Origin of the sequence: Mesorhizobium sp. (assembly GCF_005063415.1) — a bacterium.
In the GTDB taxonomy this organism is placed as follows: domain Bacteria; phylum Pseudomonadota; class Alphaproteobacteria; order Rhizobiales; family Rhizobiaceae; genus Mesorhizobium.
Genome location: NZ_SUEG01000011.1, coordinates 38,077 through 60,027, shown reverse-complemented (window position 1 = coordinate 60,027; position 21,951 = coordinate 38,077). Strand labels below are relative to the sequence as shown.

The 21,951-nt window shown below is 60.8% G+C and carries 20 protein-coding genes; 11 read left to right on the top strand and 9 right to left on the bottom strand.

Annotated elements, in window-relative coordinates:
- Window positions 1–118 precede the first annotated feature (118 nt).
- Window positions 119–997, bottom strand: a complete 879-nt coding sequence (locus E5W70_RS05605; protein WP_292655005.1) for a GNAT family N-acetyltransferase — start codon at window positions 995–997, stop codon at window positions 119–121.
- Window positions 998–1,238: 241 nt separating this feature from the next.
- On the opposite strand from E5W70_RS05605, the gene argE reads away from it, so the two are divergent.
- The 5 genes from argE (at window position 1,239) to E5W70_RS05580 (ending at window position 6,387) form a co-directional block, all read left to right on the top strand.
- Window positions 1,239–2,363, top strand: a complete 1,125-nt coding sequence (gene argE / locus E5W70_RS05600) for an acetylornithine deacetylase (RefSeq protein WP_292655003.1) — start codon at window positions 1,239–1,241, stop codon at window positions 2,361–2,363.
- A gap of 17 nt (window positions 2,364–2,380) precedes the next feature.
- Window positions 2,381–3,304, top strand: a complete 924-nt coding sequence (locus E5W70_RS05595; protein ID WP_292655000.1) for a glyoxylate/hydroxypyruvate reductase A — start codon at window positions 2,381–2,383, stop codon at window positions 3,302–3,304.
- Between the two features lie 14 nt (window positions 3,305–3,318).
- Window positions 3,319–3,675, top strand: coding sequence for a cupin domain-containing protein (locus E5W70_RS05590; protein WP_292654997.1), 357 nt, complete (start codon window positions 3,319–3,321; stop codon window positions 3,673–3,675).
- 173 nt (window positions 3,676–3,848) lie between these two features.
- Entirely contained in the window at window positions 3,849–4,892 is a 1,044-nt protein-coding gene (locus E5W70_RS05585) for a tartrate dehydrogenase (RefSeq protein WP_292654994.1), read from the top strand.
- A 19-nt stretch (window positions 4,893–4,911) separates the two neighbouring features.
- Window positions 4,912–6,387: an NAD-dependent succinate-semialdehyde dehydrogenase gene (locus E5W70_RS05580; protein WP_292654991.1), complete on the top strand. Its 1,476-nt coding sequence runs from the start codon at window positions 4,912–4,914 to the stop codon at window positions 6,385–6,387.
- A 153-nt stretch (window positions 6,388–6,540) separates the two neighbouring features.
- On the opposite strand, the gene E5W70_RS05575 is transcribed toward E5W70_RS05580, so the two are convergent.
- Window positions 6,541–7,230 (bottom strand): haloacid dehalogenase type II, encoded by a 690-nt coding sequence (locus tag E5W70_RS05575; protein ID WP_292654988.1) that lies wholly within the window; start codon window positions 7,228–7,230, stop codon window positions 6,541–6,543.
- Window positions 7,231–7,656: 426 nt separating this feature from the next.
- Here E5W70_RS05575 and E5W70_RS05570 point away from each other — a divergent pair, with 426 nt between their 5' ends.
- A complete protein-coding gene (locus tag E5W70_RS05570) occupies window positions 7,657–9,033 on the top strand; it encodes an aspartate aminotransferase family protein (RefSeq protein ID WP_292654985.1) in 1,377 nt (458 codons plus the stop codon).
- A gap of 139 nt (window positions 9,034–9,172) precedes the next feature.
- Here E5W70_RS05570 and E5W70_RS33065 read toward each other — a convergent pair whose 3' ends face one another.
- The 6 genes from E5W70_RS33065 to E5W70_RS05545 all read right to left on the bottom strand — a co-directional run bounded on the left by E5W70_RS33065 (window position 9,173) and on the right by E5W70_RS05545 (window position 13,611).
- On the bottom strand, window positions 9,173–9,499 hold the full coding sequence (locus E5W70_RS33065) for a helix-turn-helix domain-containing protein (protein ID WP_366509668.1): 327 nt from the start codon (window positions 9,497–9,499) through the stop codon (window positions 9,173–9,175).
- 4 nt (window positions 9,500–9,503) lie between these two features.
- Window positions 9,504–10,043 carry a hypothetical protein gene (locus E5W70_RS05565; protein ID WP_292654983.1) on the bottom strand — a complete coding sequence of 180 codons (540 nt, stop codon included), beginning with the start codon at window positions 10,041–10,043 and terminating at the stop codon, window positions 9,504–9,506.
- Window positions 10,030–10,350 (bottom strand): nucleotidyltransferase domain-containing protein, encoded by a 321-nt coding sequence (locus E5W70_RS05560; protein ID WP_292654977.1) that lies wholly within the window; start codon window positions 10,348–10,350, stop codon window positions 10,030–10,032. The genes E5W70_RS05565 and E5W70_RS05560 overlap by 14 nt, the downstream gene beginning before the upstream one ends.
- A 289-nt stretch (window positions 10,351–10,639) precedes the next feature.
- Window positions 10,640–11,116 (bottom strand): Lrp/AsnC family transcriptional regulator, encoded by a 477-nt coding sequence (locus tag E5W70_RS05555; protein WP_023718597.1) that lies wholly within the window; start codon window positions 11,114–11,116, stop codon window positions 10,640–10,642.
- A 10-nt stretch (window positions 11,117–11,126) separates the two neighbouring features.
- A complete protein-coding gene (locus E5W70_RS05550) occupies window positions 11,127–12,200 on the bottom strand; it encodes a tartrate dehydrogenase (protein WP_292654970.1) in 1,074 nt (357 codons plus the stop codon).
- 85 nt (window positions 12,201–12,285) lie between these two features.
- Window positions 12,286–13,611 carry an FAD-binding oxidoreductase gene (locus E5W70_RS05545; RefSeq protein WP_292654967.1) on the bottom strand — a complete coding sequence of 442 codons (1,326 nt, stop codon included), beginning with the start codon at window positions 13,609–13,611 and terminating at the stop codon, window positions 12,286–12,288.
- A gap of 771 nt (window positions 13,612–14,382) precedes the next feature.
- On the opposite strand from E5W70_RS05545, the gene E5W70_RS05540 reads away from it, so the two are divergent.
- From E5W70_RS05540 to E5W70_RS05520, 5 genes are all read left to right on the top strand, one after another.
- On the top strand, window positions 14,383–16,047 hold the full coding sequence (locus E5W70_RS05540; protein ID WP_292654964.1) for an ABC transporter ATP-binding protein: 1,665 nt from the start codon (window positions 14,383–14,385) through the stop codon (window positions 16,045–16,047).
- Between the two features lie 23 nt (window positions 16,048–16,070).
- Window positions 16,071–17,741 (top strand): peptide ABC transporter substrate-binding protein, encoded by a 1,671-nt coding sequence (locus E5W70_RS05535; protein WP_292654961.1) that lies wholly within the window; start codon window positions 16,071–16,073, stop codon window positions 17,739–17,741.
- Between the two features lie 78 nt (window positions 17,742–17,819).
- A complete protein-coding gene (locus E5W70_RS05530; protein WP_292654958.1) occupies window positions 17,820–18,770 on the top strand; it encodes an ABC transporter permease in 951 nt (316 codons plus the stop codon).
- Between the two features lie 32 nt (window positions 18,771–18,802).
- A complete protein-coding gene (locus E5W70_RS05525) occupies window positions 18,803–19,681 on the top strand; it encodes an ABC transporter permease (protein ID WP_292654955.1) in 879 nt (292 codons plus the stop codon).
- 53 nt (window positions 19,682–19,734) lie between these two features.
- Entirely contained in the window at window positions 19,735–21,045 is a 1,311-nt protein-coding gene (locus E5W70_RS05520; RefSeq protein WP_292654952.1) for an FAD-binding oxidoreductase, read from the top strand.
- 201 nt (window positions 21,046–21,246) lie between these two features.
- On the opposite strand, the gene E5W70_RS05515 is transcribed toward E5W70_RS05520, so the two are convergent.
- A partial coding sequence (locus tag E5W70_RS05515) for an ornithine cyclodeaminase family protein (protein ID WP_292654949.1) occupies window positions 21,247–21,951 on the bottom strand: 705 nt, incomplete at its 5' end.

Here is a 21,951-nt window from a genome sequence, read left to right as displayed (position 1 = left end):
TCGAAGCGGCAGCCGTTCCGGCCGCGTGACGGCAACCGCATTATGCCGGTTGATCGACGCCGCGCACTGATCGACCTGATCCTCTGACCGCTGGTTGAAGGCGACAGCGTGCTTGCATTCAACTCAAGGCATGGCCGGCCAATCCATAGACCCAAGGCCCATTGTCTTCCCGGTTCAGAAAACGGCGCCCTTTCGACATGGTCGTAACGGTCTCGGCAATGCCGAGGCCGCACTGCTGGAGAAACGCGGCAAACACGCCATCCTTCTCGCGGGTGTCGACGCGGGCGAACCGTCCTGCCAGTTCCTTCAGATGCACGGCTGTGAGATGGACCGCATCAAGATCGTTGCGCGCGATCATGGGGCCGATCACGTGACCACGTCCGAACTCGCGACACATGGAATAGCCGACGATCTCGCCGCCGCGGCTCAAAGTGCAGATTGAGGCATCGGCCGCGAGCAACGCGAGCAGCCTCTCGCGGTTTGTCCCAAACGCGCGCGTATCCAGCGCCGTGATCTCCTTCAGCCTGTCGCTCGATAGCGCCTGCAATTGCCCGTCCAGGGCCGGCATTGTTGGGAGCGTCTGTGGGATCTCCCCCTGGCGCATGTATACGATCGCCTCGGTCGTGAAGCCGAGTGAGACATAAAGAGGATAGGCAGCATGGGTAGCATTGAGTGCCAAGTTGCGATCGCCGCACTGCTCGAGCACCAAGTCCATGAGCCATCGGCCGCCTCCTTGCGCTTGCGTGCGGGGCGTTGTGATCACTACGCCGATGGTGGCGAAATCGTCTCCGTGGGGAAACCACATCGCGCTCCCGAAAACGCGTCCAATACCATCAACGGCAACAATGCCGCGGCCGGCACGGCGCAGAAAGTCCCAATCCTTTGGCCGATGAGGCCAGCGGACTGAGATCGACAGCGCGTGCAGTAGCTTGACGTCGACATCATCAATGTCCCGCGCGACCAGTTCGAAGGATTTCAGGCGTACTGATCTCTGCATCTCAGTCGATCCGCTCCTTCAACGAATGCGCAAGGCACGCGGTGTTGATCCTGTCATCGATCGCCATGTTGCGACATGCCTCTTTTGCCGCAGCATTATACGGGAAAGCCAGCAGGTTTCGCTGGTTCGAGGTGCTTTTTCGAAATCTTCGGCCAAAGCACGACGCAATTCGGCAGGGAACACTGCCGCCTGTGGATAGGCTGGTTGCACCGATGATAGTGTGCAAGCAGAGCGGACCGCCATGAACGTGGAAGAAATCCTCGCGACGCTGATTGGATTTCCCTCTGTTGTGGGTACGCCAAACGGCGCGATCGTCGATTGGATCCGCGACTACTGTGAGGCAGCCGGAGCCGAGGTGACGGTTCTACCCGGTCCCGAGGGCGACCGGTCCAACCTTTTCCTCACGATCGGCCCGCGCCAGGGTCGGGGCTACATCATCTCCGGACATATGGATGTCGTGCCGGCTGGCGAGCCGGAATGGAGCTCGGACCCGTTCGTCCTGCGCCGCGAGGGCGGCAGGTTATACGGCCGCGGCACCGCCGACATGAAGGGCTTCCTCGCCTGCGCATTGGCCGCGCTCCCAGGACTTGCGGCGATGAACCTGCGGCAGCCAGTTCATCTCGCATTCTCATATGACGAAGAGGCGGGGTGCCGTGGTGTGCCGCATCTGCTAGCCGCGTTGCCGAGCTTATGCGAGAGGCCGCTTGGCGCGATTGTCGGCGAGCCGAGCCGGATGCAGCCTGTGCGCGCGCACAAAGGGAAGGCCGCCGCGCGGCTCGAGGTGATCGGGCGATCAGGCCATTCGTCACGCCCCGATCTCGGACTCAATGCCGTGCATGCCATGGCCGGGGTCATCACGCACGCCGTGGCCTACGGCCAGTCCCTCGCCGACGGGCCGCTCGATGACAATTTCGAGCCCCCCTATTCTTCCTTGCAGGTGGGCGTCATCGCCGGTGGACAGGCGGTCAATATCATCGCTGGCCACTGCGCAGCCGACATCGAGGCGCGTGCCGTGCCCGGCGTTTCTCCAGCCTCCCTGCTTGAGCCGGTCAAGGCCCGGCTTTTCGCCCTGCGAGACAGCGGCTTCGATGTGGCGTGGCACGAACTGAGCACCTATCCCGCCCTTGCGCCCGCGAACGGGAGCGAGCTGGCGGCCGTTCTGACGGAGCTGACGGGGCAGGAGCCGCTCACAGCCGTCAGCTTCGGCACGGAGGCCGGGCTTTACCAGCAGGCCGGCATCGATGCGATCATTTGCGGTCCTGGCGACATCGGCCGTGCCCATCGTCCAGACGAATATATCGAGATCGGTGAACTCGCCGCATGCCGGAAGATGATCGAGGGGCTCGGCGCGCGTCTTGCGGCCTGAAGGAAGGGGCGGTCACCATGGCGTTTCTTTTCAATTCCGATGCGGCGCGTGCTGCGGTCTTCCGCGAGATATTCGCGCGCCAGCTCCCGGATCTGGAATTCTTCCATTCAGGAGACGAGATGGAGCCGGAGAAGGTGCGCTATCTCATTACCTGGACGGTGCCCGACGAGATCTCGCGCTATCGCAATCTGGAAGTGCTGTTTTCGATCGGCGCGGGCGTTGACCAATTCAAGCAGGACGTGGTGCCAAGCCATGTGAAGCTTGTGCGCATGGTCGAGGACGGCATCATACGCATGATGCAGGAATACGTCGCGCTCGGCGTATTGGCGCTCCACCGGGAGATGCCCGCCTATCTCGAGCAGCAGAAAAGATGCCTCTGGCAACCGCTTGTCGCTCGACAGGCGGCCGAGCGCCGGGTTGGCTTCCTCGGTCTTGGCGTGCTGGCCCGCGCGGCTATCGAGCGCTTGAAGCCGTTCCAGTTTCCGCTTGCCGGGTGGAGCCGCAGCGAAAAGCGGATAGAGGACGTCGCCTGCTTTCACGGCACGGACCAACTCGCGGGCTTTCTGAAGCAAACGGATATTCTCGTCTGCCTGCTCCCGCTCACGGAACAAACGCACGGCATGCTCGATGCAGAGTTCTTCGACTTACTGCCGGTCGGGGCGCAGCTGCTGCATGTCGGCAGGGGTCCGCAACTAGACCAGGCCGCGCTGCTCGACGCGCTCGACACCGGTCACGTATCTGCGGCGATGCTTGATGTCACCGATCCAGAACCGCTCCCGCAAGACCATCCGCTGTGGTCGCATCCGAAGGTGATGATAACGCCGCACGTCGCTTCGGTGACGCAACCGCATACGGCGGCACAATCCGTCGTCGACAATATCCGGCATCACCGCGCCGGAGAGGAACTGATCGGCCTCGTCGATCGGACACTCGGCTACTAACCAGGAAACATCACATGTCACTTCTGATCACGATCGACACAGATCCAGACTTCGCGCCGAAGGAGGCATTACCGGCTCCGGAGCGGCTCATTTCGGGCAATCCATCCTTCAAGACCTGGGCACAAGATGCCTCGAAGGGAGAAAAGGTGCTCACCGGTGTCTGGGAGGCGACGCCCGGCGAGACGCACTCGATCAAGGGCATTATCTACGAGTTCTGCCACATCGTTTCGGGTCTCGTCGAAATCGAGGAGAAGGGCGGTGAGACCAAGACCTACCGCGCCGGCGACAGTTTCGTAATGAAGCCCGGTTTCGTCGGCGTCTGGCGCACTATCGAGACCGTGCGCAAGATCTACGTCTGCGTTTATGACTGAGTTCAGTGCTCAAGGTCGGGCCGAATAGCGCGCGCAGCCGTTCCAGAACAATCGGCTTTCCAGGTTCCGCCTGACGCGATTCGACGCCGTCGGGCGGCTCATCCACGACGGAAAATGCGGCCGGCGGTCCATTATTGTTCCGATGACGCTAGTGCGAATGAGGACCCCCATCAATGAAGACCTACAAGATAGCGCTTATCCCCGGCGACGGCATCGGCAAGGACGTGACGCAGGCGGCATGGCAGGTGCTGCAGGGGGCGGCTAAGCGGGGCGGTTTCGCCCTTGATGACACAAGATTCCCGTGGTCGTGCGCCTACTATCTGGAGGCCGGTGCAATGATGCCGTCAGACGGCATCGAGACACTTCGAAAATTCGATGCGATCTATCTCGGCGCCGTGGGCTGGTCCGCGGAAGTGCCCGACTCAGTATCGCTTCACGGACTGCTCCTGCCGATCCGGAAAGGGTTTACGCAGTACGCCAACATACGACCGCACCGGCTGTTGCCGGGCGTTCAGGGGCCCCTCCGCTCCGATGGTTTCGATATCCTGTGCATCCGCGAGAATACGGAAGGCGAATATTCCGGCGCCGGTGGGCGGGTTCATTCCGGCACGGCCGATGAGGTCGCGGTCGAGACTGCGATCTTCACGCGTACGGGTGTCGAACGGATCATCCGTTTTGGTTTCGAACAGGCCCGGTCGCGTCGCAAGCAGCTCGCATCTGTCACCAAATCCAACGCGCAGAAACACTCCATGGTTTTCTGGGATGAGGTCACGCGCGAGTTGGCGAAAGACTATGCCGATGTGGAGGTCTCGCAGTACCACATCGACGCCATTGCCGCCCGTATGGTCCTGGCGCCGGAAAGCCTCGACGTAATCGTCGCATCGAACCTTTTCGGCGACATCCTCACGGATATTGGAGCGGCCATTCAGGGCGGGCTGGGTTACGCCGCCTCCGCCAATATTAATCCCGATCGCAGCGCGCCTTCCATGTTCGAGCCGGTCCATGGTTCGGCGCCCGACATCGCGCATCTCGGCACCGCCAATCCGATCGCCGCGATCTGGTCCGGTGCGATGATGCTCGGGCATCTGGGCGAGAGCCAGGCTGCGGCAGAAGTGATGTCGGCAATCGAGTCCGCAACCGCGCGGGGCATTGGCACGATCGCAGGCAAGGACAGGACTGAAACGATCACGCAGGCCGTGCTGGCAGGATTAAGCTGAAAGAGCAGAGGAAAAGACCATGAATGCGATGACGGAGACTGGTATGTTCAACGATTCCGACCTTTTCCGCCAGCAGGCGCTGATTGGCGGTGTCTGGCGGGATGCGGAAACCAAGGGCGTGGTCGATGTCGTTGACCCTGCCAGCCAAAGTGTTCTCGGCACCGTTCCCGCAATGGGCGAGAACGAGACGAGAGCGGCAATCGACGCTGCGGCCAAGGCCTTCAAAGGCTGGAGGAAAAGGACGCATGCCGAGCGTGCAGGATTTCTGGAGCGCTGGCACGACCTCATCCGTCAGCACGAACAGGATCTCGCGCTCCTGCTGACGCTGGAACAAGGCAAGCCGCTTGCCGAGGCGTTGGCGGAAATCCGCTACGGCGCATCTTTTGTGAAATGGTTTGCGGAGGAGGCGCGCCGGATCGGTGGTTCGACCATTCCGTCACCCACACCCGATCGCCGCATTCTGGTGCTTAAAGAACCCGTCGGGGTCTGCGCCATCATCACGCCGTGGAATTTCCCCAACGCGATGATCACGCGCAAAGTAGCACCGGCGCTGGCCGCAGGTTGTACGGTTGTCATCAAGCCGTCGGAATTTACGCCCCTCTCGGCGCTGGCGCTCGGCGTTCTGGCGGAACGGGCAGGTATCCCTGCCGGCGTGATCAACATTGTGACCGGTATGCCCATCGAAATCGGCAACGAACTGATGGCCAACGAGACGGTGCGCAAGATCTCGTTCACCGGTTCGACCCGCGTCGGTGCGCTGCTCATGCGTGGCGCGGCCGATAGCATCAAACGGCTGAGCCTGGAGCTTGGCGGCAACGCGCCCTTTATCGTCTTTGACGACGCCGATCTGGATAAGGCAGTTGAAGGGGTGATCGCATCCAAGTTCCGCAATGGCGGTCAAACCTGCGTTTGCGCGAACCGGATTCTCGTGCACGAAGGCGTTTACGACGCTTTCGCCGAAAAGCTGAGCCGGCGCGTCACGCGGATGAAGGTTGGCGCAGGGACCGACAACGGCACTGAGATCGGCCCGATGATCAACGCGGCCGCGATCGACAAGATCGAGCGTCACATCGCGGATGCACAGGCGAAAGGTGCGCAGGTCATCGCCCAAAGCGAGACGGTGCCGGAGGGCAAGCAATATGCACGGCCGGTCGTGCTGGGAGAGGCTACTACCGAGATGCTCCTGGCATCGGAAGAGACGTTCGGTCCGGTGGCGCCGCTTTTTCGCTTCGAGACGGAGGAAGAGGCCATCGCGATCGCGAACGGTACGCCGTTCGGCCTTGCCGCCTATTTCTACACCGACAACCTCAAGCGGTCATGGCGTGTTGCCGAGGCGCTGGAGTTCGGTATGGTCGGGCTCAACACAGGCATGATCTCGACCGAGGTTGCGCCTTTCGGCGGTGTCAAGCAGTCGGGAGTGGGGCGCGAAGGATCGCAGCTCGGCATTGAGGAATATCTCGAGGTCAAGACGCTTCATGTTGGCGGGCTTAATTAGTTATCTTGCATGCAGGTGGAAACACTTGCAGCCCTAAAGCGTTGGAACGACAAAGAAAGGGGCGGTGAAAACCGCCCCTTTTCTATTGCGACCAGTGATTATTAACGTTTGGGAGTGCCTCAGTCTGGTGCGACTGCGCCAGCAAACAGACGTTCAGGCGAATTCCCGAACAGGCTCCAGTCCGACGGCGCCGGCCAGACCGCCGATATCCTTGATCTCGGTATATTCGTAGAAGGGGTTCGCAGGCTCGTGGCCGCGGTTCACCCAGACCTTGCTCTTGATACCGAGATCATAGGCGGTCATGAGATCATAGCGAAATGAGGACGACACGTGCGTAATGTCCTCCGGGCCGCAGCCGAGCTTCTCGAACATATATTCGAAGCCCTTCATCAAAGGCTTGTAGGCGCCGGTCTCCTCGGCCGTGATGACCATGTGGAACGGTACGCCGAGTTTCTCCACGTTCGACATGATCAGGCTCTTCATGGAGTTCGACAGGATCACCAGCGGAATCTCCTTGGCGACCTTGGCCAGGCCCGCCGGGACATCCGGGTGCGGACCCCATGTCGGCACTTCCGCATAGATGCGCTGGGCATCCTCGGGCCGGAATGCGACGCCGTTGCGCTTGCAGGTTCGTTCCACGGAATTGTGCACGACCTCGCTGTACGGCTTCCAGGCGCCAAGGACCTCATCGAGGCGATAGGCCGAGAAATCCTTGATGAACTGCGCCATCCCAGCTGGGGAGAGCTGCGCGCCGTATACGCGTCTCGCCGCGCCGGCCATGTCGAAGTTGGTCAGTGTACCGTAGCAGTCGAAGGTGATGTATTTCGGTCTGAACTGGGTCATAGGCGTCGATCCTTCCAATCCTGTCGGCACTGCGTGCCTTTAACAGCAAGGATCATAATGAGGGCCGGAGAAGACTAGTCGCCGCATTCAATGCGCCCTGAAGCAGATTGTTTTGTATTGCGTGAGAGCTTTGGCAGAGAGTTGCGCCAGAGTTCGTTTCGGGCTTCGGCGGGCGCGCGATCTCTCAGCCGTGCGTGGCATAAGATGCGGTGCCAGCGGCAAAGGAAAGTCAAAACGCCTATCGCTCAGGTTCTGGTCGGGAGGAACTGCTGTCCGCGGCAGCCTACCTTGGGCCTAGAGAATTCAGGCCCGGAATGAACCATGACCGCGCAGCAGATCACGCTGAAAACGAGCTGAAGGACGAAACCACACCACACCGGACTTATGCTCTCGTCAGTCAGGAACTATGCTGAATCGGAGGAAGAAATGCTGGCAAACTCACTGATCGAACTCGATCGCGCACATCTGGTTCACCCGTTTTCATGCTATCGGAGCCACGAGGAGACGGGCGTGCGGGTGCTCAAATCCGCCAAAGGCGCGACCGTGACCGATGCAAGCGGGAAAACCCTTCTGGACGGATTCGCCGGTCTATGGTGCGTCAACATCGGATACGGCCAGGAAAGCGTCGTTGAAGCAGCAGCAAAGCAGCTAAGAGAGCTTCCCTATGCGACGGGATATTTCGGGCTGGGATCCGAGCCTGCCATTCGCCTTGCTGCCAGGCTTGCCGAACTGGCGCCCGGCGATTTGAACCATGTCTATTTTACGCTTGGCGGCTCCGACGCGGTCGACAGTACGATCCGCTTCATTCGCTATTACTACCATGCCAAGGGTACGCCGCAAAAGGACCAGTTCATCTCCGTCGAGTATGGCTACCATGGATCCTCGACGGCAGGGTCAGGTCTGACAGCGATCCCGGCATTCCATGCGGGTTTCGGCGTGCCTTACGACTGGCAGCACAAAATTCCTTCGCACTACGCCTATCGCAATCCGGTCGGTTCCGACCCGCAGGCGATCATCGATGCATCGGTCGCGGCCCTGCGGGCCAAAATCGCGGAACTCGGCGCGGGCCGCGTTGCGGCCTTCTACGCCGAACCGATCCAGGGTTCGGGCGGTGTCCTCGTTCCACCTACAGGTTGGCTGAAGGCTCTGAACGCGGTGTGCAACGAACACGACATTCTGTTCATTGCCGACGAAGTCATCACTGCCTTTGGCCGTACCGGACCCCTCTTCGCCTGTGATGAAGACGAGGTCGTGCCGGATTTCATGACCACGGCGAAGGGACTGACCTCGGGCTACGTGCCGATGGGCGCCGTCTTTATGTCGGACCACGTGTACAATACGATCGCGGACGGAGCCGGCAAAGCGGCTGTCGGCCATGGCTATACTTATTCGGCCCACCCCGTGAGCGCGGCGGTCGGGCTCGAATGCCTGCGTCTTTATGAAAATGGCTTGCTCGAGAATGGGCGGAAAGTGGGGAAGCGCTTGATGGAAGGCCTTCGCTCGCTCGCCGACCACCCGCTGGTTGGCGACATTCGCGGTCGCGGCATGCTCGCAGCAATCGAGTTGGTCACCGACAAGGCACGCAAGACGCCGCTGCCGGCGGCGGCCGATCCGGGGCGCCGCATCTTCGAGCGCGCGTGGGCGAACGGCCTTGTCATCCGTGCCTTCAACAGCGGCATCCTCGGCTACGCGCCGCCGCTCTGCTGCACAGACGACGATATTGATGGTATCCTCGAACGCACGCGGATGACGCTGGACCAAACTCTCCAAGATAAAGATGTGCGGGCAGCGATGAAGGGATGATCAGCGGGCGTATTGCATCGACCAGGGCCTTTTGGGACTATCTTGGCGATCGGCTCGGCGTCACCGAGGCTTCACGTCCAATACTTGCCAAACCTCGTCAGCGGCGGCTTCGCATCCCACTGATCGACTTTTGCCCCTGTTACCCATGGCGCAGCAAAGATGATGGTCCTGCGATTTGTTTCCACGAATCGTCGACCTCGCATCGGCCATTCTGAAGCTCAGCGAGTTCGATCGTGACTCGTTGCACGGCGAGTTCGGGTCTCTTCGGCCTGGAGCCCACCATTGAGACAATTCCTGCCCGCTCAAGGGCCGCCAGGGAGCGGGATACGTTCGGCTGCGGACGCGCCGCCAACCTGCACAGTTCCTTGATGCTTTGCGGTCGATACCGATGGATCAGCGCCACCAGCCGACAATTCTCAGGGGTCAACGCTCGCAGAATCTCTTCCGGCGCACACGACTGAGCCATTGGTTCAGGGACCACCAGATGCCCCGCCTCCTGAGCCGTCCCCGCCGCCATCACTGTCGTGCGTGTTTTCCTCAGTAAGAGTGCTTTCCAAGTAAACAACGGCCTCGACGAAAGACGGAAATGCCTCTTTTACCCTGTCGAGGTTTTCCTGCACCTTGTCTGTTTTCAGGTCAAAACCGTACCGATGCCTCACCAGCTGACGGAATCCCTTTAACTCACTCAGGGACTGATAAAGCTCGGGGTCGAGCACAGCCGGGCGGATGCCTGCAATTTCCGCCGACATTTGATCGAGCACGTCCTGGTGCATCGTAGGCCCTTGGGGAACGAGGCCGTCTATGTCGTTGGACAGGCTGAGCAGGATGTCCTCGATGCCGTTGTAGACGTTGTGGACTCCCAGCGAAACAGCTGCGATCGCCCCCCATTCGCCGAGTGACATCTCACTCCCATGAGCCGACAGATATTCCTCGATTTGCTGCAGTTCCTTCGCAGCGCGCGCGATTTTTGGCGACAGCTTTGCGAATGCCGGATGCTTAAACGCTGTCATTGAGCAATTCCTGCACTCGTTCGGACGAAACGTCTGAGGCAAAGATCAGGTCATAGGGAATGTTCGTTCCCCGAAGCTGGTCTGCGACCAAGCGCTCTACCATGGTCCGGTGTGCAGGATCAGTGCTTCCGTGAACCAGCAGATCTACGTCGGAGTGGACGCGGAAACGGTTTTTCGCGAGGGATCCGACAACAGAGATATCGACGCCGCGGGCTTTGGCGTTCCGGAGAATGCGCGATACACAGGCTTGCGCGGTCTTCCGGCGATCGTCAGCTCTTCGGCGGATCAAAGCGTCGATCTTGTTCATCTTTTCGCCTGTTGCCTTTCGTCTAACTATGACCCCGAGGCTAGACTGTCGCAACTCTGCGAACATCTGTGCCTGCAGACATATCATCGCATGAGATATATTTAGTCATTTGACGAGGATAAGGCGACAACAGGCGTTCGCTGGATGTGTCCAGATGCCGTCGAAGTTTTAGGCTAAGCGCCGTTCAGACGAGTGGCATGACAGCCTCCCCTGAATCGTGACATCGTCATTGACAAATGCCGCGCGCAACAAGATGAAGCATGGCACGGATCGAGCCGGAGCTGCGTTCTCATTTGTCGAAAATGATGTCGAGAGGCAAATGAGATTTCACGATCGGGGACTTCAGCACGACGAAGCTGAAATATTTGTCGATTCCGATATCCAATTCGATCATGCGCTCCATGATCGTCTGATACTCGCTTATGCCCGCTGTGACAAACTTCACAAGATAGTCGTAGCCGCCTGAAACCAGATGGCATTCGATGACAGAATCGACTTTCTGAATTGCGGTGAGAAATCTCGCGAAGTCGTTCTGTTGATGGTGCTTGAGCGTGACTTCGGTGAAGATCGTTAGAGTCTGTCCGAGCTTGGACACATCGATCTGGGCGGAATAGCCGGTGATGAAGCCTTCCGCCTGAAGCTTCTTCACCCGCATCAGGCAAGGGCTCGGCGAAAGGTTGACCAGGTCGGCAAGCTCGACATTGGTCACCCGCCCGTTCTTTTGCAGCTGGGATAAGATCTTGATGTCGATCTTGTCGAGCTTCATTGGAAACCTGTCACACGTTCGAACCGCGGATCGCCCGGCAGACGGCGTCCGTCACTTCCTGCGTGGTCGCTGTCCCTCCCACGTCCGGCGTCAACACGCCTTCACGCGTCACCGTTTCCACAGCGCTCATCAACCGGACGGCCGCTGCGCTCTCACCCAGATGTTCGAGCATCTGGGCAGCGGTCCAGAAGGTGGCGACCGGGTTGGCAATACCCTTGCCGGCGATGTCGAATGCCGAGCCGTGAATTGGCTCGAACATCGAGGGATAGCGTCGCTCGGGATCAATGTTGGCGGTCGGTGCAACGCCGAGACTGCCCGCGAGCGCGCCTGCAAGGTCAGACAATATGTCGGCGTGAAGATTGGTGGCGACGATCGTGTCGAGGCTCCGAGGTTTCAATGTCATACGCACCGTCATAGCATCGACTAGCATCTTGTCCCACGCGATGTCCGGGAATTCCCGCGCCACCTCGGCTGCGATTTCGTCCCACATTACCATGCCGTGACGCTGCGCGTTGGATTTCGTAACAACTGTCAGGAGCTTTCGCGGCCGTGACTGCGCCAGCCGGAATGCATAGCGCATGATGCGGGTGACGCCGACGCGCGTGAAGATCGCGACCTCGGTTCCGACCTCCTCGGGGAGGCCGCGATGGGCGCGGCCGCCGTGGCCCGAATACTCGCCCTCGGAATTCTCCCGCACGATGACCCAATCCAGATCGCCAGGGCCAACGCCCGCCAGCGGCGAAACAATCCCGGGCAATATCCTGGTCGGCCGCACGTTCGCGTATTGATCAAAGCCTTGGCAGATCGGCAGCCGCAGGCCCCAGAGCGTGATATCGTCGGGCAGATCGGGGGCGCCTACCGCGCCAAAGAAGATGGCGTCGAACCGCTTCAGTTGCGCCACGCCATCTTCGGGCATCATGCGACCATGTGCCTTGTAGTAGTCTGAGCCCCAGTCGAAGTGCTGGACACGCAGCTTGAAGTCGCCGCAGCGCTGCTGCAGCGCCTCAAGCGCCTGGAGACCTGCGGCAATCACCTCTGGGCCGATCCCGTCAGCCGGAATGGCGGCAATGTCATATTCGCGCATCGTCACTTCCCCTGTTATTTGGTGCTGGCCGCTTCGTGGCCTCAATCTCGTGTGTGACCGATTGTACCTTGGCAAAACGGTCTTCTCAGAATTCAGCGACCTTGCCCCACGCAGCGGTCTTCAGGCGCTCGGGCCTATAAGGACGCGGATCGACAATAGGCTCGCTGCCTGTGATGATGTCGGCGATCATATGCCCCGCGCCGGGGCCAATCCCGAAGCCGTGACCACTGAATCCCGCCGCCAGGATGAAGCCCGGAATCCCCTCCACTTCACCGACTGCGGGAATGCCGTCGGGTGTACTGTCGATATAACCCGCCCAGACATCGGAGATCGCGACGCGTTGGAGTTCGGGGATCAATTCGCAGGCTCTTCGATATGTAAGCCGAATCTGTCCCATGTCGGGCTTCGGGTCGAGAATCCGGTTCCGCTCCATTGGCGTGATGTCGTCGAGGGCCCATTTGCGCAGGCTTTCATGGCCTTGACGCCAGCCCTCGAAGGCGCCCGGGGCGAGATTGCGCCAGCGGCGGGCGAACATAGGTACAAACTCGCGGCTGAACCTGAACTGCTGCGGCGTTGGATCGACACGCGCCCGCCCGCTGATCGCCAGCGCGTATCCACCGTTGCTGCGCCGCGTCAGAGAGACGCGCGCGGTATGCAGGGCATCCGGCAGACCGTTTGCGCCTGGCGCCACGGCTAGAATGGACTGACGCACGGCAGCTTGCGGGAAGCGCATGCCAAGCTGGTTGCAAAAGGAAGAAGCCCACGCGCCTCCGGCCATGACAACGGTCTTTGTCTGGATGGTGCCAGCTTCGGTCACCACAGCGCTCACCCGGCCGGCGCTCAACTCCAGCCCGCGCGCCGCGCAGTGCTGATGTAGGGTGCCGCCCGCCGCCATGATGCCGCGCGCCGTAACCGGCACTGCCTTGGATGGATCAGCCGTTCCGTCAGTGGGCGAGAACACGCCACCTTTCCATTTGCGGCCCGTCGCTTTGCCCCGTTCGGTGGCTTCTTCCGCGCTCAGCATGTGCGTGGTGACCCCGACCGTTCTTGCAAAATCGCGCCACTTTGCCCAGCCTGCCAGCTCATTTTCGTCCTGTGAGAGATAGAGGAGCCCGCAGCGGCGAAAGCCGGTGTCTTGGCCGGTCTCCTGTGCCACCTTGTCCCAGAGGTCGAGACTCTTGGTCGCCATCGGCAGCTCACGCGCATCGCGGTTCTGCTGGCGGCACCAGCCCCAGTTGCGGCTGGATTGCTCGGCCGCGATGCGCCCCTTCTCGACCAGGGAGACCTTGAGGCCGCGGCGCGCCAGATAGTATGCGCTGAACACGCCCACCACGCCGCCGCCGATGACGACGACGTCCGCCTCGCGAGGGAGGGAAGGGCTGCAGTCGATGTGCATGAGCGGCGCGGACATGGATGGGACTCCGGTAATTTGAAGCATCCTAACCTCCCGCCTGAAGAGGCAGGCTGCGGAGTTTGTGCCTGGACGGAATATCCTGCGTTTAGCAGCCCCCAGGATAGGCAATTATTGCGTGAAAAGCTCGCTGCGCGGGGCAGGCGGGAGTACACTTCATGCAGTCGCGTCATCTGCGGCATGGGCGGCACACGGCGCAGTCGTCGACCTTGATCGGCAGCGCCTAGGCCGACATTGCGATGGGCCGCACGGTCACCATCCGCTCGGCGGCATGGCCTGCACACGGTGCCGATGTACACCGGAAGGCCTTGGTCCTATCCCTCATAGGCGCGTATTGCCGGATGAAGGATATGGTTGCCTGATCCCGGTTTCCGCGCCGAAACGGGAACAGAGTGAAATGCCGAACGGGATGTTCTTTTCAGAAGTTCCTGCCGCACGAGGGCCAAGTTTCGAAGACTCTGCGCAAACGGAACAGTCAAACTGGCTGGAAGAACGGAGCAACCCTTATGGAAGGCAGGCTCCAGAGGACATTCGATAGGCAGGGCTTGCCCCTTCGGAGAGTTCTCCAAGAAGGGGAACAGAGTCCGGTACACGGACCGGATTTCACAAGGGAGCCGCCAGGATGAGCAGAACCCGTCTCTCGCAGCCTCAGCGCGCGAAGCGCCGAGAAGGCCAGACTACGGCCGCTACGGTGAGGCGCTTCAGCTCAAAGGGCGATGAAGCGGTCCGCAACAGGGTGGACGCGCTCGGTTGAAAGGGGAGGTGATCTCGATGGTCGCAAGCATCCAGGCTGTAGCCCCCCACGATGTGGCGCTTTCGGTGCGCGACCTCACGGTGAATTTGCCGCAAGGCATGGAACGGACCCATGCTGTCAAGAACATTTCCTTCGATCTGAAACGCGGCCAGATCCTCTGCATCATAGGCGAGTCCGGATCGGGTAAGTCGGTCACGGCGAACGCGATCATGGGGCTTCTGCCAAAGGTGATCCGCCTCTCATCGGGTGTCATCCAGCTGGAGGGGATGAACATCATCGGCATGTCGCCAGACAAGCTGCGCAACCTGCGTGGACGCGTCGTGTCGATGATCTTTCAGGACCCGCTCTCGGCGCTCAATCCCCTGATGACGGTGGGCGCGCAGATTGACGAGGTCATGGCCGCGCATGGCTTCGGCACGCCACAAGCCTGTCGAAACCGCGCCATCGAGTTGCTCACTGAAGTAGGCCTGCCAGATCCCGAACTCATGTATCACCAGTACCCGTTCCGGCTTTCGGGAGGGCAGCGGCAGCGCGTCATGATCGCCATGGCCTTGGCGCTCGAGCCGACGGTGCTGATTGCGGATGAACCAACCACCGCGCTCGACGTCACCACCCAGGCTCAGATCCTGCAACTGATCCGTGACATTCAGCGGCGCAAGGGCATGAGCGTGATGTTCATTACCCACGATTTCGGCGTGGTGGCCGAGATCGCCGACAGCGTCGTGGTGATGGAAAAGGGCCATGTCGTCGAACAGGGCAGCGCCGAGCAGGTGTTGAAGTCGCCCAAGCACCCTTATACCCAGCGCCTGATTGCGGCCGTCCCGCATTTGACCGGCGAAGATCGCTCTCGTCCGGAGGCTGCAAGCAAGGAGCCGATCCTCAAGGTTGAGGGTCTGGTGAAGACCTATCGAGGCGGCAGTGCGCTGTTCGGCGCGCAGCGGACTGTGACAGCGGTCAACGAGGTTTCGTTCGAACTGGCGCCCGGCCGCACGCTGGGGGTCGTAGGCGAGAGCGGTTCGGGGAAATCGTCGCTGGGCCGGCTCCTGATCAAGCTGCTGGACAGTGACGGCGGCGGGATCTTGTTCGAGGGCTGTGACATAGCCAAGCTTTCTGAAGCGAAGTTCCGCCCGCTTCGACCCCGGATCCAGATGATCTTCCAAGATCCCTTCGCTTCTCTGAACCCACGCTCGACGGTCGGTCACATCATGACGGTAGGCCCGATGGCGCACGGGATGCCTTATGTCCAAGCGCGCGATGAAGCGCGTGCGCTTCTGGCCCATGTCGGTCTCGATGCCGGCGCTTTTGGCCGCTACCCGCACGAGTTCTCGGGTGGGCAACGCCAGCGCATCGGCATCGCTCGTGCGCTGATGTTCAAGCCGAAGCTGTTGATCGCCGACGAGGCTGTCTCCGCACTCGACGTGTCGATCCAGGCGCAGATCCTGCAGCTTCTGGACCAGATCCAGCGGGAGACCGGCGTGTCGATGGTCTTCATCACGCACGACCTGCGCGTCGCCAGCCAGATCTGCGATGAAATCGCTGTGATGCAGAAGGGCCGGATCGTCGAGCGCGGGCCGCCCTCGCAAATATTCCTGAACCCGCAAGCAGCCTACACGCGCCAACTGGTAGCGGCGATTCCAGGAGAGCGGCCGGGCAATGCCCGTCCAGTAGCAGCAAACGCATAACAGATAACAAGAGAGGAACTACCATGACCAAAAATTCATCGACTACGTCCAACTACTCGAGGCGCGAAGCGCTGCGACTGATGGCGCTAGGTGGGGCTGCAGGCATCATCGCGCCCAATCTGTTGGGCAAGCCCGCCTTCGCCAAGACCCCTCCTGCCGGCCCGGCCGGTCGCGTCGTCGTCGGCCTCTCCCAAGAGCCGACCGTGTTCAATCCGCTGATGGCGCATATCGAAGTCGATGACGCGGTTCATTTCTCGGTTTTCGATGCGTTGGTCCGCATGGATCCCCAAGGTGGCCTACATCCAAACCTCGCAGCCGAGGTGCCAAGCCAGAAGAACGGCGGCATTTCGGAGGACGGTCTCAACTGGCGCATCCGGTTGCGCGACAATGCCCGCTGGCACGACGGTGAGCCCTTCACGGCCGAGGACGTGAAATTCACCCTTGAACTCATCACGAACCCGAAGTTTCGCGCTTGGCGCACGAGCGGCCATTCGCTCGTGCAGGACATCACAGTGGTTTCGCCCACCGAGATCACATGGCGGATGAAGGAGGCTTTTGCGCCCTATCTTTCGTTCTTGGCCGAAACCTTCATCGTGCCCAAGCACATTCTGGAGAAAGAGGCCGATCCGAATACAGCCGCGTTCAACCAGGCGCCGGTCGGCACCGGCGCATTCAAATGGAGCCAGCGCGTCGCGGGCGATCACATCGAGCTCGTCGCCAATCCTGAGTACGCCGGCGAAGGTCCCTATGTCGAGCAGCTCATCTTCAAATACATCCCCGATATGACGGTGCTCTACACGCAGTTCAAGAGCGGCGACGTGGACCTGGTCGATCAGTCGTTCATCACCGCCGACCATTATACTGAAGCCCGCGAACTACCAGACCGCGTGGTGACACTGGAGACAGGAGCATCCCTGGAGTCGATCTACCTCAATTTGGGCCGCCCGCAGTTCAAGGACCTGGCAGTGCGCCAGGCGCTCTACGCCGCGTTGGACAGGAAGGCGATTGTCGACACGATCTATTACGGCGTGGGCACCCTCACCGAGACCTTCATGCCGAAGGAGTCCTACTACTACGACCCGAACCTACCGGTTCAGGAGTTCAATCTGGACCGGGCACGCCAAATCCTTGATGAGGCCGGCTGGGCGCCGGGGCCGGATGGAATCCGCGCCAAGGATGGGGTGCGACTGTCCTTCTCCAACTCGACAACTTCTGGCAACAACCTCCGCGAGCAGACGCAGCAATTCCTGCAGCAGACGTTTGCCGAGATCGGCGTCGAGATGACGATCTCGAATTTGCCGGCTGCAGTCATGTGGGGCGAGTTCTGGCTGAAGTCTCAATTCGACACCGCCATGGTGGGCGTCACCTATCTGATTGCCGCGGACCCTGACGCCACAAACCGGCTCCATACGAAGGCAATTGCCGCTCAAGGCGGACACGGTTCGAACACAGGGCAATATTCCAATCCTGAGGTCGATGCCCTGCTCGAAAAGGGTGCTCGCAGCTTCGATCGGGAAGAACGGCGCGGGATCTATAATCGGGTGCAGGAAGTGGTGCGCCATGATCTGCCCTTCCTGCCGCTGTTCGCCTACACAATCGTCCTCGGCCGCAAGAAAGGGCTGGACGGCTTCGAGCCCAACGCCAACACCCGCACAGCGTCGTGGAATGCCGCGGCCTGGCAGTGGAAGGCCTAATCCACGCAGTTGCCGCCGCCCGGTTCCGCCGCGCGGCGGCAACAGACTAAAATCATCAACCCACAATGGAGGACTCGAATGCGCGGCTTCCTGCTCAATCGCCTCTCGCAGAGCCTGGTGCTGCTTGTGATCGTTTCGATCATCGGCTTCGGCATTCTGAACCTCCTTCCCGGCGGCCCGCTGGCGCAATTCGGGCTTGATCCCGGAATGACCCAGCAGGATATCGAGCGTCTCAAGGGGCTGCTGGGCCTTGATCGCCCCATATGGATCCAATATCTGGACTGGGCATGGCGGCTGGTGCGGGGCGACTGGGGTCACTCGTTCCGTGACGGAGCGCCGGTATTGGAGGTCATCGGCAGCCATCTCTTTGCCACGCTGCTGTTGATGGGTTCCTCGACCGTGATTGCAATTTCCATTGGCGCCTGGATCGGAATCCGCGGCGCCACGCGCCGCTACTCGCTGTTCGACTATCTCGCAACTGTCGGGGCCATGGTCGCGTTGTCGGTCCCAACCTTCTGGTTCGGACTCGTCGGCATCTACGTCTTTTCCCTGAAGTTGGGTTGGCTGCCCGCGGGTAATATGTCCGAGATCGGCGATGGCTCGATCCTGGGCTACCTCCACCATCTGATCCTGCCAAGTATCGTGCTGTCGCTGGTCCATGTCGCGATCTGGAGCCGCTACATGCGGACGGCGACTCTCGACGCCATTAGCCAGGACTTCGTCAAGACTGCCCGGGCCAAGGGGTTGAGTGAACGCCGGATTCTGATGAAGCATGTCGTCGGCAACGCACTTTTGCCGATGATTACCTTGGCCGGGATGCAGCTTCCCAGCGTCCTCACTGGCGCGCTCGTGACCGAAACCGTCTTTACCTGGCCAGGAATGGGACGGTTGTTCCTCGATAGCCTTGGTTACAGCGACTATCCGGTTGTGATGGGGCTGCTGATGTTCTCCGCCATCCTCGTTCTGCTTGGAAACCTGATCGCCGACATTGTCGTCGCTATTGTCGATCCGCGCATTCGCCTGGCTTGAGCGCGCAACTTCCCCGACAGGAGACAGCCGATATGACCGCTCTCACCGCAAATGCAGCTCCAAGCCGATGGAGAAACAACCGCGCGGCACTTCGTTTCATGCGGCATCGCTTGGCGCTGCTCGGGTTGGCGATGATCATCTTCCTGAGCCTCGCTTGCGTCCTCGGCCCCCATCTCCTGCCTTATAACTCACTGTTCATCGATCTGCGGGCCCGCTTTGCCCCCCCGCTGACGGGCTACCACTTTCTAGGCACCGATCCGCTTGGCCGCGACGTCGCGGCAAGGCTTTTGATGGCGGGACGAATCTCGCTGCTGGTCGGTTTCTTCGCCATGGTGTTGTCGACGCTCGTCGGCACGCTGGTCGGCGTGATTGCAGGCTATCGCGGCGGCTGGGTCGGGGCCACGCTGATGCGCACGGTCGATGGATTCCTGTCATTCCCATCGATCTTTCTGCTGCTGGCGCTGGCTGCCGCACTGAAGCCCAGTCCTGTGATGATCACCGTCATTATCGCCCTCACCAGTTGGATGGAGGTTGCTCGTATTGTGGAAGCGGAGGTCCGCTCGTTACGCGAACGCGAGTTCGTCCTCGCCGGCCGAATGCTGGGGTTGAGCGGCACCCACATCATGTTCCGCGAGATACTGCCCAACGCCATGGGGCCGATTATCGTCGCTTCCACCTTGACGGTCGCGCGCGCCATTCTCATGGAGGCCTACATCAGCTTTCTTGGCTACGGGATCCAGCCGCCACTGCCCAGTTGGGGCAACATGCTCAATGGCGCTCAGCAATATCTGGGCAGCGCACCTTGGCTGGCAATCATTCCCGGAGCTGCAATCACCATTGCGGTAACAAGTTTCAATTTCATCGGTGACGGGCTGCGTGATGCGCTCGACGTCCGAGACGACCACATCTGAAGTTTCACCGACCGCAGATCTTTACCCCTGCAATGCAGCGAGAAGTCAGCCACGTGCAAGAGCCTCACATCGCCGACAAGAACACGCCCTACTGGTGGGAAGCAGCGCCCGTCATGCCGCTGCCGCGGCAGCAAGTCGCAAAGAAGCTTGACGTGGCAATTGTCGGCGCCGGTTATGCCGGGCTTTCGGCCGGCCTTGTGCTGGCGCGCGAAGGACGCTCGGTCGCAGCTTTTGATGGGATGAATCCGGGCGAGGGTGCTTCCACGCGCAACGGCGGAATTACGAGCGGAAGCATCCGGCCGGACTATGCCACGATCACCCGGCGCTTCGGGGAAGAGAAGGCCATGGCGATCGAGGCCGAGGGCAAGGTCGCACGCGAATTCCTCTACGACTTCATCAAGACCGAAGGGCTCGACTGCGACTTCCGACTGGTTGGCCAATTCAAAGGCGCTTTCGGATATGAACAGTATGAGAAGATGGCACGCGGCGCCGAGACGCTGGCGAAGAAACTGGGGATCGAGTCCTACGCGGTTCCGCATGCCGAGCAGCGAAATTATATCGGCACCGACTTCTACCGCGGCGGAACCGTTCGGATGGACATTGGCGGGCTGCACCCCGCAAAATTCCATGCTGAGCTCCTGCGGGTGGCGCTCGCATCCGGGTTGACGGTCCATTCGCATACAGGGGTCAAGTCGATCGAGAGGAATGGTTCGGGGTTCCGCGTCGCGACTTCGGCAGGGACGGTGGATGCACGGCAGGTTCTGGTCTGTACCAACGGCTATACCGACGGCGCCGCTCCCTTCCTGCGCCGCCGCCTGGTTCCGGTCCGCAGCCGGATCATCGTGACCGAGGAACTTGCGCCCGATGTCATGGCGCGACTGATGCCGAAGCTGATGACGATCACCGAGAACCGGCAACTCGGTTTCTATTATCGCCCGTCGCCCGACGGGAAACGTATCCTGCTGGGGGGCCGTGACAGTTCTCGCGTCGGCGATCCGGCGGCGCCGAAACTTCTCCTACGCAAGGGACTGGTGAACCTTTTCCCGGAGTTGGAGAACGTGCGCCTTTCGCATTGCTGGTTCGGCAATGTGGCGATGAACCGAGACATGCTGCCCCGCATCTTCGAGAAGGACGGTGTGGTCTATGCCTCCGGCTTCTGCGGTTCGGGCGTGGTCTGGGCGCCTTGGATTGGCATGCGTGCGGCCCACAAGTTGATGGGGCATGGCGAGCAGTCGCGCACTGCGTTCGACTTTCGACCGCCTTCGGCCGTCCCGCTCTATCGTGGCAATCCGTGGTTCATGCCGGCGATTATCCAGGGCTATCGGTTGCAGGACCGTCTCGCCTTCTGGCGCGCCAGCCGCTGATCGCCGGAAATATCAGGACATTCTCCAGGCTGGATTCGGCCTGGATTGTAGCTGCCCTACCGTGGCTGGAAGAAACGCATTGCTGAACTACGACACGCAGCGATCCCGATCGCAAGCGGTTTTGCGACATCTTGTTGCCGGAGAGCACTCCAGTGGTGTCGAAAAATCCGTCGGGGCTGGGGTCTGTCGGTGCGAAGCTGATCAGCGGTGGGACGCCTTTGCGCGGATCAGCGCGTCGGCCATATAGAGGTCCTGCAGGGAGATGCCGGAACTGTCGAAGACCGTGATCTCATTGTCGAAGCGGCGTCCGGGCGCACGCCTTTCGATGACGTCGCCGATTGGTGTTACCGCAAGCATGCCGGCGTCGATCTCGTCGCGCAAATGTTGGAACTCGCCGATCTGGACGGACTGGGAAAGCAGATCACAAAACAGACGTGCCTTGGGAAATAATCCGCTCGGCAATTCGCGCTTGCCCGGAGCATCCGACCCCATGCTGACGATATGGGTTCCGGGTCCCACCCAAGCGGCATCGAACAGCGGTTCGCGTGCGGGTGTCGCCGTCACCACGATGTCGGCCGCGCGCACGGCTTCTTCCGGCAAGGCAGAGCGCGCCTTCAGTCCCCTTTCGCCGATCTGATCGACAAAAGCGTCGCGCCGCTGCGAAGGCCGGGCCACGACCAGCACGGTTTCGATTGGGCGGATGCGTGCCAGCGCCATCACTTCGAAGCTCGCCTGGTTGCCGGCGCCGAAGATCGCCAGAACCTTGGCTTGCTTGCGCGCAAGAAGATCAGCCGCAACCGCGTCGGCGGCGGCTGTCCTGTAGGCGTTGACCCTCCCGGCCTCTACTACGGCGCCGAGCCGACCTGTATGCTGATCGAGCAGCACGATGGTCGAGTTGTGGCGGGG